The organism is Bradyrhizobium sp. MV1.5, from assembly GCF_055807615.1.
In genome coordinates this window covers 315287-327627 of the sequence record NZ_JBVVPL010000001.1, presented here as the reverse complement: position 1 = coordinate 327627, position 12341 = coordinate 315287, and the positions used below count along the sequence as shown (strand labels likewise).

Below are 12341 nucleotides of genomic sequence, written 5' to 3'. Positions count from 1 at the left end.
CTGAGGAAATAGTACGACGAGACGGCGCGAAGCTTCGGACGAGGGCCCGAAGCTCAGCCGATCTGGATTTTGGTGTCGGAAACGAACTGGTACGGCGGCACCGGCAGGTTCGCGGGCGCGGGCCCCTGGCGGATGCGGCCGGACGAATCGTACTGCGAACCATGGCAGGGGCAGAAGAACCCGTCGTAATTGCCTTCATGGGCGATCGGGATGCAGCCGAGATGGGTGCAGATGCCGATCACGACCAGCCACTGATCATGGCCGGACTTGACCCGGGCCTCGTCGGACTGCGGATCGGGCAGGCTCGCCACGTTGACGGCGCGCGCCTCGTCGATCTGCTTCTTGGTGCGGTGGCTGATATAGATCGGCTTGCCGCGCCAGAACACCTTGATGTCCTGCCCCTCGGCGACCGGGCTGAGATCGACCTCGATCGGCGCACCGGCGGCGATGGTCGACGCATCAGGATTCATTTGGGAGATAAAGGGCCAGAGCGCAGCTGCGCCCCCTACTGCTGCAGCTGCCCCCGTTGCAACGAATAAGAAATCACGGCGTGTCGGATGGTCCGCCGAAGACGCTGTCGTCACGATTCCAACCCTTTCTTCTTATGCAGCCGGCGGAACCGCTCCAGGAGCCCCCAAGGTCCCCAGAACAGCCTGCCGGCGCCCGCGGCCCCCCGCGGCGGCAGAACTTCACGTGCCCCCACCAAAACAAGGCGAAAACAGCAGTCCAGAATCGTTCTATTGGCACCCTTGCCGGGCGAGCGCAAGCCCGCTATCGGCGCGGGAGCGTGCAATGCACGAATTCCGCGGCCAGCGATGTTTTATTGAGACATTTCCGGCCCGCACCGAACCCAATATAGGCCTTGCACAGCCCATGCAGATCGCACTTTTCCAACCCGACATCCCCCAGAACACCGGCACGATTCTCAGGCTCTGCGCCTGTCTGGACGTGGCCGCCCATATCATCGAACCGGCGGGCTTCCCCGTCTCGGACCGGCATTTCCGCCGGGCGGGAATGGACTACCTCGATCAGGTCAGCATCGTCAGGCACGACTCCTGGTCGAAATTCGAGCAATGGCGGGCGGCGCAGGGCGCCCGCCTGCTGCTGTTCACCACCAAAGGCGCGACCGACTACCGCGATTTCCGTTACCAGACGGCGGACATCCTGCTATTCGGGCGCGAGAGTGCCGGCGTCACCGAGGCGGTGGTCGACGCCGCGGACGCGCGGCTGGTGATCCCGATCGCTCCGGGGCTGCGGTCGCTCAATGTCGCCATGACCGCGGCGATGGCCGCAGGCGAAGCGCTGCGGCAGCTCCGGAACCCGCAAGTCTGACATGTTGAGGAGAGACGGTTGAGTTACGCGGTCAAGGAAATCTTCCTGACCCTGCAAGGCGAAGGCGCCCATGCCGGGCGCGCGTCCGTATTTTGCCGCTTTGCCGGCTGCAACCTCTGGAGCGGGCGCGAGGCGGATCGCAGCGCGGCCACCTGCAAATTCTGCGACACCGATTTCGTCGGCACCGACGGCACGCTCGGCGGGCGCTATGGCTCGGCCGCGGAACTCGCCGACACCATCGCCGCGCAATGGACAGCCTCCACCGACAACCGCTATGTGGTGCTCACCGGCGGCGAGCCGTTGCTTCAGGTCGATACCGCGCTGGTCGACGCGCTCCATGCACGCGGCTTCGAGATCGGGGTCGAGACCAACGGCACCATCGCCCCGCCCGAGGGGCTCGACTGGATCTGCGTCAGTCCGAAGGGCGGCAGCGATCTGGTGATCCGGCGCGGCCACGAGCTGAAGCTGGTCTATCCGCAGCCGCTCGCCATGCCGGAGGCCTTCGCGAGCCTCGCCTTCGAGCGCTTCTCGCTGCAGCCGATGGACGGGCCCGAGGTCGCCCAAAACACCGCGGGCGCGATCGACTATTGCCTCAATCATCCGCAATGGCGGCTCAGCGTCCAGACGCATAAGTCGCTCGGTATCAGATAGGATTGGTTTTTCGAACAGATGTGGGAATTGACGAAATCGTTTCGCTTCGAGGCGGCGCACTCATTGTCGGGAACGACGTTTGGGGCCGCCAGCGAAGAGATCCACGGCCACTCCTTCCGCGCCGAGGTGACGCTGCGCGGCACGCCCGATCCCAAAACCGGCATGGTGGTCGACCTCGGCCTGGTCCAGCGCGCCATCGAGGACGTGCGCATGATTCTGGACCACAAGTACCTCAACAAGATCGAGGCACTGGGCACACCGACGCTGGAAAACCTCTCGCGCTTCGTCTGGGAGCGGCTGGCCCCTATCGGCAAGCTCACCCGCGTCAGCATCCACCGCGACAGTTGCAACGAGAGCTGCACCTATTACGGTCCGCAGGGTTGAGAGAATGGCATCCACAATGGACCCGAGCGTGATCGAAGACCGCAAGAGCCGCGCACGCGCCTGGTTCGAAGCCCTGCGCGACGACATCTGCGCGAGCTTCGAGCGGCTGGAGGACGATGCCCCGCAGAGCGTGTATCCGGGCGAGCCGGGCCGCTTCAAGCGCACGCCCTGGCAGCGCACCGATCATACCGGCGCGGCCGGCGGCGGCGGCGTGATGTCGATGATGTCAGGCCGCCTGTTCGAGAAGGTCGGCGTGCATTGCTCCACCGTGCACGGCGAATTCGCGCCCGAGTTTCGCGCGCAGATTCCCGGTGCGGCGGAAGACCCGAAATTCTGGGCCTCCGGCATCTCGCTGATCGCGCACTTACGCAATCCGCACGTGCCGGCGGTGCACATGAACACGCGCTTCGTCGTCACCACAAAAGCCTGGTTCGGCGGCGGCGCCGATCTCACGCCGGTGCTCGACCGCCGGCGCACGCAAGACGATGCCGACAGCATCGCCTTCCACGCCGCGATGAAGCAGGCCTGCACCCAGCCGAACGGCATCGCCGATTACGACAAGTACAAGAAGTGGTGCGACGAGTACTTCTACCTGCCGCACCGCAAGGAGGCGCGCGGCATCGGCGGCATCTTCTACGACTGGCATGACAGCGGCGACTGGGACGCCGACCTCGCCTTCACCCGCGATGTCGGCCGCGCCTTCCTGAAGATCTATCCCGACATCGTGCGGCGCAATTTCACGACAAGCTGGACCGCGGAGGATCGCGAGGAGCAATTGATCCGGCGCGGCCGTTATGTCGAGTTCAACCTGCTCTACGACCGCGGCACCATCTTCGGTCTCAAGACCGGCGGCAATGTGGATTCGATCCTGTCGTCGCTGCCGCCGGAGGTAAAGTGGCCATGACGACGATGAAGCCCGCAACGAGGCCGCTGCCGCGCGCCATGCTGATCGACATGGACGACACCATCCTGTCGGCCTATGCGCGGCCCGAGATCGCCTGGAACACGATCACAGCGGAGTTCGCGGAGGAGCTCGCGCCGCTGCCACCACAACTGGTCGCAAGCACCGTGCTCGCTTTCGCGAAAAACTTCTGGGCCAATGCGGACGCTTCGTGGCGGCTCAAGCTCGCCGAGGCTCGGCACCTCACCGTCAAGGGCGGTTTCGCCGCGCTCGCGGCCGCGGGTCACCGCGCCCTGGCCGACGAGCTCGCCATTCGTCTCGCCGACCGCTTCACCAGCTATCGCGAGGAGGAGATGTTCGTCTTCCCCGGCGCGCATGACGCCATCGACAGGCTCAAGGCGCTCGGCATCAAGCTCGCGCTGGTAACCAACGGCGCCGCCGACACCCAGCGCGCCAAGGTCGAGCGCTTCGAGCTGGCGCATCGCTTCCACCACATCCAGATCGAGGGCGAGCACGGTTTCGGCAAGCCCGAGGAGCGCGCCTATCTGCACGCGATGGACGCGCTCGGCGTCACCGCCGAGGATACCTGGATGATCGGCGACAATCTGGAATGGGAAGTGGTGACGCCGCAGCGTCTCGGCATCTACTCGATCTGGATCGACGTGCATGGCGACGGCCTGCCCGAAGGCTCGATCGTCAAGCCCGACCGCATCATCCGCTCGCTGACAGAACTGGTGCCGGGCTGACTGCAATCGGGGTGCACAAGCAAAAACGTCGAAAACAACCCCATGCACAGTAGACGGCCGCAGCAAAATCAAAGACTTGCGGAAAACGCAAACTGCGGATCTGACAAAATCGGTTGCTCCGTCGGGCAAAACAGGCGCATGGTGTCATGGTCGCGACGCACGGGACGGAAGAGCCCTTGCGCCATCCATCGAACAGGCGCCATTGCCTCTCGTGATGGGATCGCTCCGGCCTAAAGCTCTCTGATCGATTCAGCAGCCCGGCCGGCGCATACGCGCTACCGCAACACATCCACTGACCGAGTAGCCCGTGATCGGCATGTCATGCCGGTTTGCTAGCTTCACCGTCAATCAACCGAAAGGACCATCCATGGAACTAAAAGCCGGCGATATCGTCATGCTGAAATCCGGCGGGCAGCCGCTTACCGTCGCTGACGTGAAGGGCGACGACGTGATCTGTCTCTGGATGGGCGCGGAAGGCGATCTGTTTCGCGAGACGCTGCCGCTCGCGGTGCTCGAGCACCTGGAAGAGCTCGACGACGAAGATGAAGACGACGAAGACGAGGAGTAAGCGCGGCTGAGGCCGCGTCCTCGTAGGTCGGAGTGCTCGACTCCGCCCAACCTGATGTCCGCTTATCCACCGACAATGGTGCGGTAGCGGACATCGCTGCACCGCCATCGCCACGATGGCGACCAAACCTCCAACTCAAGCGGGCAGTTTGTCGCATGAACTGCAAATGCGCATCGATATGTCTTCAATTTGAGGTTGACCTGCATAGGCTCGAGGAACAGTCTGTCAGGAGGCGCCCAGCAAGAGTGAGTTCCTGACCAACGAGGCCATCGCTGCGCACATCAATGACGCTGCGAGGTTATTGGAGTTGTCGCCGCAATGACGTTGCCGCGTCCCGACCAATGCTACCGACCGTCGGAGGATGCTCGGACTGACGACATGATCCGGATTTCCGGCGGCATGTTCCGCATGGGCTCCGATGATCACTACCCCGAGGAAGCGCCCGTCCATCGCGTGACGGTCGACAGCTTCTGGATCGACCGCACGTCGGTGACGAACCGGCAGTTCAAGGCGTTCGTCAACGCGACGGGACACGTGACCTATGCGGAGATACCACCGGATCCGAAAGATTACCCCGGCGCTCTTCCACACATGCTCTATGCGGGCTCACTGGTATTCGTGCCACCGCCAACCGTGAACGGCCTACGCGACTGGAGCCAGTGGTGGACCTTCATGAAGGGGGCCAACTGGCGTCATCCTTATGGTTCGAAGAGCAACATCAAATTACTGGACGACCATCCCGTCGTGCACGTGTCGTTTTCGGACGCATTGGCTTATGCGCGATGGGCGGGAAAGGATCTTCCGACAGAAGCCGAGTGGGAGTTCGCCGCGCGCGGAGGTCTCGATGGCACCGAGTTCGCCTGGGGTGACGAGCTAACACCCGGCGGTTTGCACATGGCAAATACCTGGCAAGGCGAGTTTCCGCGACAGAATCTAAGGGCCGATGGCTACGAGCGCACCTCGCCGGTGACCGCGTTTCCCCCGAACGGGTACGGCATCCACGACATGATCGGGAACGTCTGGGAATGGACGTCGGACTGGTACTCCCAGAAGCATGAAGCCGATGCGCCGAAGGCCTGCTGCATTCCTGAGAATCCGCGCGGCGGTCGCGAGGAAGCGAGCCTCGATCCGAACCAGCCGAACATCCGTATCCCGCGCAAGGTCATCAAGGGGGGCTCGCACCTGTGCGCGCCGAACTACTGCCGGCGCTACCGGCCGGCCGCGCGTCACGCGGAGCCCATCGACACCTCGACAAGCCACCTCGGATTTCGCTGCGTAAAGAGAGCCCCGGCGGCGGAATAACTCTCAGTCCTCGCAGTGGAGAAGGAGCCCAGGATGCCCGACGACACCAAGGAGCAAGACAAGAACGAAGCGCAGTTGCAGGCGACCGAAGATCGTGCCCATACCCGTCGTAACATCTTGCTGGGCTCGTCGGCTCTGGTGGCGGCGGCGACGATGACTTCCGCCGCGTTGGCTCAGGGGCAGAAGGCGGCGCCAACTCCCGTGCCGGCACCTGCCTCGGGCGGCCGCAAACCGAATATCGTCATGATCATGGCCGACGATGTCGGCATCTGGAACATCAGCGCCTATCATCGCGGCATGATGGGCGGCAGCACGCCGAACATCGACCGGCTCGCACGCGACGGCGCGCTATTCACCGATTACTACGGGCAACAATCCTGCACTGCGGGACGCGCCGCCTTCATCACGGGGCAGACGCCGTTCCGCACGGGCCTGCTGAAAGTCGGCCTTCCCGCGGCGAAACAGGGGTTGCAGGATTCCGATCCCACGATCGTGGATTTCCTCAAGCCGCTCGGGTATGCGACGGCGCAGATCGGCAAGAACCATCTGGGGGATCGAAACGAATATCTGCCCACGGTTCATGGCTTCGATGAATTCCACGGGATCCTCTACCACCTCAACGCGCTGGAGGAGCCCTACGACCCACAATATCCGAAGGACGCGAAATTCCGCGAAAGGTTCGGCCCGCGCAACATCATCAGCAGCGTCGCTACCGATGTCGACAATCCGGCGGAGGATCCGCGCTGGGGCCGCGTCGGCAAGCAGAAGATCACGGACGCGGGTCCGCTGCCGCCGCATCCGGGCATGGATCCCGCCGCCAAGGTGAGCATGGAGGACATCGAGCCGGATCTGGTGAAGCGTTCGTGCGACTTCATGGACCGCTCGGTGAAGGCCAATAAGCCGTTCTTCCTCTGGCACAACTCCACGCGCTGTCACTCCTTTACGCACCTCTCCAAGCAGTGGGACGGCAAGACGGGCTTCGGCCTGTTCGCCGATGCGATGGCCGAACTGGACTGGGTCGTGGGCGAGCTGCTCGCCAAGCTGGACGCACTCGGGGTGGCCGACAACACGATCGTCATGTTCACCAGCGACAATGGTGCCGAAATCTTCAGTTGGCCCGACGGCGGCAACCATCCGTTCCGGGGCGAAAAAGGCACCGTGTACGAAGGCGGCTTTCGCGTGCCGATGCTGGCCAAGTGGCCCGGCGTCATCAAGCCGGGCACCATCATCAACAACGTCATGTCGGCCGAAGACTGGATGCCGACCCTCGTTGCGGCTGCCGGCGGCGATCCGGATCTGAAGCAGAAGCTGCTAACCGGCTACAAGGCGGGCGAGAAGACCTTCAAAAACCACCTCGACGGCTACAACTTCATGCCGTTCTTCGAAGGCAAGGCGACCGAAAGTCCGCGCCGGGAGTTCTTCTATTTCAGTGACAACGCCGATCTGATGGCGGTGCGCTACGACGAATGGAAGATCACCTTCAAGACCATCGTCGGAAATCTGTTCTCCGGTAAGGAGGATTCCACCAACGTCCCGATCGTGACCAACCTGCGCGTCGACCCGTGGGAACGCTATCAGACCGAATCGACCTCCTACGGCGAATGGTGGGGCAAGAAGCTCTGGGTCATGATGCCCGCAACGACTGTGATGGGGCAGTTCCTCGCGACCTTCAAGGACTACCCACCGAGCCAGGTCTCCGGGTCGCTGAGCGTCGAGAAGGCGTTGCAGGCGCTGCAGCAGGGAGCCACGAAAAACTGACGTCCGACGCGACTTGTCGTGATCAATCAAGTGATGGAGGCGGTGCTTATAGCCCCACCTCCTGATCTGGGGCAGCGAAGGTGGCACAATGAGTTGGAAGAGCGTCTCAAGCTTTCTGTTCGGGGGGATGCTCTGCTTCGTTGGGGGCGTTGCGTGGGCGCAGACCGATCCGCTGCCGTCCTGGAACGACGGCCAGGTCAAGAACTCGATCAACGATTTCGTCGCGCGCGTCACGGCCGAGGGGGGGTCGGACTTCGTGCCGGCGCCCGAGCGCGTGGCCGTGTTCGACAACGACGGCACGCTGTGGACCGAGCAGCCGTTCTATTTTCAGGGCTTCTTCGCTGTCGACCGCGTCAAGGCGATGGCCCCGCAGCATCCGGAATGGAAGACGATGCCGCCGTTCAAGGCGGTGCTCGACGGAGACATGAAGGCACTGGCCGGCTCGGGCGAAAAGGGGCTGATGCAGATCGTCGGCGTCGCGCACAGCGGCATGACCACCGACGAGTTCTCGAAGTCGGTCGTCGACTGGCTCGCGACGGCGCGGCATCCACGTTTCAAGCGTCCCTACACCGAACTGACCTACCAGCCGATGCTGGAGCTGCTCGCGCTTCTCCGGAGCAAAGGCTTCAAGACCTTCATCGTGTCGGCCGGCGGCGTCGAATTCATGCGACCCTGGACGGAAAGAGTCTACGGCATTCCGCCCGAACAGGTGGTCGGCTCGTCCGGAGTCGTGACGTTCCGGACGGACCCTGGTGGCAGGCCGATCCTGCTCAAGATGCCCAAGATCGAGTTCGTGGATGAGGGGCCAGGCAAGCCCGTCGGCATCAACCGTTTCCTCGGACGGCGGCCGATCTTCGCCTTCGGCAACTCCGACGGCGACCTGCAGATGCTGCAGTGGACGACGGCCGGCGCGGGTGCCCGCTTTGCCGGAATCGTCCATCATACCGATGCCGAACGTGAGTACGCCTACGACCGGGAATCGAAGGTCGGCAAGCTGGACACGGCACTGGACGAGTCGGCTCGGAAGGGCTGGACGGTCGTCGATATGAAGCGGGACTGGAAGACGGTTTTTCCTCCCAACTAATAACGGGACAGAATAGCGAGTGACACTGCAATTGAAGCTTTGATCAACCTGAGGAGCAACCCGATGTACAGACTGATGCTGGCTGCTGCCGTGTGTTTTGTCTCCTTCGCCGCGACGGCTGAGGAAGATTCTAAAACGGCAATCAAGAATTGGCGGGCCTGTGCCGACGCCACGGCGGCCCGATTCGCCAAAACCAATGAAGCTGCTGAAGTGGTCTCACGGCTGGCAATATTGTCGTGCCGCACCGAGAAGCAAGCAGCCTGGCAGGCGATGTCGCAGGAAAGCGGTCCGCACTTTGCCGACGACTACGTCGAAACAATGGAGCGTCGCTACACCGATCTTCTTGCGATCAACGTCATAGAGATGCGGTTGAAAAAGTAGAATGTATGGGACGGACGTCCCCTGGAGATGCATCCCGTGATGAAAATCATGAACAGCATTGCGGCTCTATTCGCCTGCCTGGCGATGCTCTCTGCGGACGCCTGCAATGCCCAGGAACCGCGCCTGGATGAGCGCCTTCTTGTTCTGCCGCTTCCGATCCCGGTCCTCGCCTATGTGGTGAGACCGCTCGTCGATGCGCCGCTCCCTCTGGTCGTCATGAACCACGGCGAGACATTGGACCCGAGGGAGCGCAGCTTTTATCCGATGGTTGAATTCCGCGACGCCGCCTTCTGGTTCGCCAGGCGCGGACATCTCGTCGTCGTGCCGATCCGGCCGGGCTTCGGTAGTTCGGCTATCGATCTGCCGGACCAGGGCGTATTCAGCACCTATTTCGGCAACGTCGGTAAATGCACCGACGCAAGCTTTCGTACGGCCGGTATCGCAATTGCCAGGCTCAATCAGTGGGTGATCGATTATGTCGTCGGCCAAAAGCTTGCGACTGCGTCCGGAACGATCGTCGTCGGCCAGTCCGGCGGCGGCTGGGGCGCTTTGGCATTCTCGTCTTTGAATCCGGCCGGTGTGCGAGCCGTCATCACCTTCGAAGCCGGTCGAGGCGGTCGTGTGGACGGCAAGCCCAACAACAACTGCAATCCCGAAAAGCTGATCGAGGCGGCGCGTGAATTCGGTGCTTCTGCTCGCGGCCCGACGCTGTCGATATACACGGAGAACGATACTTATTTTGGTCCGGCGCTCTCGGGAAAATTGCTCGAAGCGTACAATGCCGCAGGCGGACAAGGCGAATATCACTTGGTTCCGCCGTTCGGGAATGAGGGCCACTTCCTGATAGACGACCCGAAGGCCATTCCGATCTGGTCGCCCATCGTGAGCCGCTTTCTGGAGGCCCATCCATGAGAGGGGGCAAGAAATCGACGCTGCGTTCATTCATGGTCGTTGCGACGCGGGTGTGCACGATCTTGGTCGCTTGCATGCAGTTTACCGGGTCCTCGGCTCAACAGGCGTCGGACACCAAACCCGACATGTCTATCAACTCGGGCGTCAAGCCGCTTGGAAAGCGGGATATCCGGGACATTCGATTGAGTGGCTGGCGTAAGCTGTGCTTCGAAGTGTCCCGTGCGGAAAAAGTATGCCGAACAACGAACGTCGGCGTGATGGATACCGGGCAGGAAATGATCCGGTTCGATCTCATCGACGCAGGGGCCACCGAGGGCCGCATTCAGATGCTGCTGCCGCCCGGAATGTATCTGCGATCCGGTATCACCTTGAAGGTGGACCAGAACGAGCCGCTCCACCTTTCATACAGCTGGTGTCTTGCAAACGCGTGCGTCGCCGCAGGCCCCGCCACCCCTCGCTTTATCAGCGATCTTCGGTCCGGCCGCGTCTTGACGATAGAAGTCGTCGACCCGAGCCTGCTGACGGTTTCGGTGGCCGTTCCGCTCGATCAGTTCGCGTCGGTCCATGGCGGGCCGCCGGCTCAGCTATTCGACGAATCGCTGAGCCTCAGGAACTAGACCTAGACCTGGGGTGCTCAACGATATCGAGAAGACGAGGTGAGGACGGCGAGCCGAGCAACTCTCAGAATCCGAGACTTCCGCGGACATCGCTGAATGCTTGGAACGTCAATCCAACGGGACGTTCAAACTGGTATCTTTGGTGATAATGCCGCCGCGGTTACCGATCTCAATCGAGCCATAGCGCTGCTTGAAACAATCGGGCAGCGGCCGGTCGCCTTCCATGCTGAGCCAAAGGCGCAACAGATGACGCTTCTGGCCTGCATCGGGCCAATCGCGGAATCCGGTCCGGTCATGCAACAAAGCATGATTGTAGACGAACTGCATGTCACCCGGCTGAAGCCGCATGCCGAAATGCAGCGCGGGATCATTTGCGAGCGCGTCGAAGAGATCGAGCGCCTCGACGTGAGCCGGCATCAGTCTCGGCGCATCGGGAAAACGCTGCGCACTATCGATATACTGGCGCTGATAGAACCCGGTCAGGAACCCCGCATGCCAATTCAGCACCGGGATTTCAAGATATGGCTTTTCGTTCTCCGGCACCTCGCCCCGCCGGTCCGTCGCGATCGGATCAAACAAGAGGGCGGCAAGGTCGGGACGCCTGTCAAACATCTCGTTGTAGATTGTCGTCGTACTGACAAGGAGAGAATCCCCGCCCTCCATCGCCTCGCGAATGCATAACAATCCAACCACGTCGGACGAATCCGTGTGGAATGTCTGCCGTTCCGACGTTTGATAAATCCGGGTGTTCGGATCCTTCGCATCGGCGCCGGTGTCACGGACGTGACCAAGAATGTGCCCCGCTGCATTCTGAGATCGCGCCGATCCAAGATGCGCGCCCACGCCGCAAAAGATCGTAGCGGCGAACTCCAAGTTATATTTTTCCACCGGGAGGCCGCGGATGACTTCGAAGCCAAGGCCAGCCAGGAGCATTGTCTTAAGCTCTTCCAGATGCGCGCCGAAGCGGGGAAGCGGAAAGCTTTCCTTTGTGATCTCGGCGATTTTCTTGTTTCTGCCAAGATAAGTTTCAGCCGCGCCCTCGAGTTCGGCGATCTCGCCGGCCGCAAGCGAAATCAACCATCGACCAGGATTGGCTTTCATCTCAGCGCCCTGCCAGGCAGACGGGATATCGACCTTCCCTGGAGGGCGATGAATCCCGCCGGGCACTGAGACCACATTCATCGTGTTGGCTCCTGGGGATGGACGTCAGAATAGGGAGGTCGGATCGACGATATTGTGCCGACCGCTTGTTTGCAACTTGGCTGAAGCGCGCCTGGGAAAAAATGGCATCAGCCGGAACGTTCGCGAAGCTGGTTGAGTTGAAAGTCATGTGCCTCGCGCTACGGACAAGGCCGCACCGCGCGGTCCTGATAAGGCTCTGCAAGAGGCGAAAGCTAATCTGCGGCGTGCTTGGCAGCACGGTCGCGCGAGGATCGCGATGTACACGACGGCGATATACGATGAGCTGAGCCAGATCGAGCGCGACGTCGTCGAAGGAGAGCGGCGGCTCGCGGAGCAGGAAGCGCTGATCATTGAAATGAAGCGCCAGAACGAGGACACAGCCAAAGCGGAAGGCGAACTCGAACGGATGCGGATGGAGCAGCGACGTCGCGATCAGGATCGGCAACGTCTGCTCTCACGGCTGCAACCCTGAAACAATTCCGCCCAATGAGGCTGATCCGCCGAAGGCGCCGCCTTTTCTGAG

Annotated in this window: 15 protein-coding genes; 13 read left to right on the top strand and 2 right to left on the bottom strand. The window is 62.0% G+C overall.

The window, feature by feature from the left end; genetic code table 11:
- Nucleotides 1-53: 53 nt before the first annotated feature.
- Nucleotides 54-584 (bottom strand): ubiquinol-cytochrome c reductase iron-sulfur subunit, encoded by a 531-nt coding sequence (gene petA / locus AC0L2J_RS01495; protein WP_007595042.1) that lies wholly within the window; start codon nt 582-584, stop codon nt 54-56.
- A 289-nt stretch (nt 585-873) separates the two neighbouring features.
- Between petA and AC0L2J_RS01490 the strand changes: the two genes are divergently transcribed.
- The 12 genes from AC0L2J_RS01490 (at nt 874) to AC0L2J_RS01435 (ending at nt 10636) form a co-directional block, all read left to right on the top strand.
- A complete protein-coding gene (locus tag AC0L2J_RS01490) occupies nt 874-1332 on the top strand; it encodes a tRNA (cytidine(34)-2'-O)-methyltransferase (RefSeq protein ID WP_007607073.1) in 459 nt (152 codons plus the stop codon).
- Between the two features lie 18 nt (nt 1333-1350).
- Nucleotides 1351-1983, top strand: coding sequence for a 7-carboxy-7-deazaguanine synthase (gene queE, locus AC0L2J_RS01485; protein WP_473249356.1), 633 nt, complete (start codon nt 1351-1353; stop codon nt 1981-1983).
- 18 nt (nt 1984-2001) lie between these two features.
- On the top strand, nt 2002-2367 hold the full coding sequence (locus tag AC0L2J_RS01480; protein ID WP_007607071.1) for a 6-pyruvoyl trahydropterin synthase family protein: 366 nt from the start codon (nt 2002-2004) through the stop codon (nt 2365-2367).
- A gap of 16 nt (nt 2368-2383) precedes the next feature.
- The gene (gene hemF / locus AC0L2J_RS01475) at nt 2384-3271 is read left to right on the top strand and encodes an oxygen-dependent coproporphyrinogen oxidase (RefSeq protein WP_473386886.1); all 888 of its coding nucleotides are present in this window, start codon (nt 2384-2386) and stop codon (nt 3269-3271) included.
- Nucleotides 3268-4014 (top strand): HAD family hydrolase, encoded by a 747-nt coding sequence (locus AC0L2J_RS01470; RefSeq protein ID WP_473386741.1) that lies wholly within the window; start codon nt 3268-3270, stop codon nt 4012-4014. Before hemF ends, AC0L2J_RS01470 begins: the two co-directional genes overlap by 4 nt.
- 367 nt (nt 4015-4381) lie before the next feature.
- Nucleotides 4382-4582: a YodC family protein gene (locus AC0L2J_RS01465; RefSeq protein WP_473386739.1), complete on the top strand. Its 201-nt coding sequence runs from the start codon at nt 4382-4384 to the stop codon at nt 4580-4582.
- 378 nt (nt 4583-4960) lie between these two features.
- On the top strand, nt 4961-5884 hold the full coding sequence (locus tag AC0L2J_RS01460; RefSeq protein WP_473386736.1) for a formylglycine-generating enzyme family protein: 924 nt from the start codon (nt 4961-4963) through the stop codon (nt 5882-5884).
- Nucleotides 5885-5917: 33 nt separating this feature from the next.
- Nucleotides 5918-7642 (top strand): arylsulfatase, encoded by a 1725-nt coding sequence (locus AC0L2J_RS01455; RefSeq protein ID WP_473386734.1) that lies wholly within the window; start codon nt 5918-5920, stop codon nt 7640-7642.
- Nucleotides 7643-7769: 127 nt separating this feature from the next.
- Entirely contained in the window at nt 7770-8726 is a 957-nt protein-coding gene (locus AC0L2J_RS01450) for an HAD family hydrolase (RefSeq protein ID WP_473386885.1), read from the top strand.
- 63 nt (nt 8727-8789) lie between these two features.
- Nucleotides 8790-9107, top strand: coding sequence for a hypothetical protein (locus tag AC0L2J_RS01445; protein WP_473386731.1), 318 nt, complete (start codon nt 8790-8792; stop codon nt 9105-9107).
- Between the two features lie 39 nt (nt 9108-9146).
- Entirely contained in the window at nt 9147-10019 is an 873-nt protein-coding gene (locus AC0L2J_RS01440; protein WP_473386883.1) for an alpha/beta hydrolase family protein, read from the top strand.
- Nucleotides 10016-10636 (top strand): invasion associated locus B family protein, encoded by a 621-nt coding sequence (locus AC0L2J_RS01435; RefSeq protein ID WP_473386729.1) that lies wholly within the window; start codon nt 10016-10018, stop codon nt 10634-10636. Before AC0L2J_RS01440 ends, AC0L2J_RS01435 begins: the two co-directional genes overlap by 4 nt.
- 108 nt (nt 10637-10744) lie before the next feature.
- Here the strand turns inward: AC0L2J_RS01435 and AC0L2J_RS01430 are convergent, their stop codons facing one another.
- Entirely contained in the window at nt 10745-11818 is a 1074-nt protein-coding gene (locus AC0L2J_RS01430) for a TauD/TfdA family dioxygenase (RefSeq protein ID WP_473386727.1), read from the bottom strand.
- A 256-nt stretch (nt 11819-12074) separates the two neighbouring features.
- Here AC0L2J_RS01430 and AC0L2J_RS01425 point away from each other — a divergent pair, with 256 nt between their 5' ends.
- A complete protein-coding gene (locus AC0L2J_RS01425) occupies nt 12075-12290 on the top strand; it encodes a hypothetical protein (RefSeq protein WP_473386725.1) in 216 nt (71 codons plus the stop codon).
- The last annotated feature ends 51 nt before the right edge of the window (nt 12291-12341 follow it).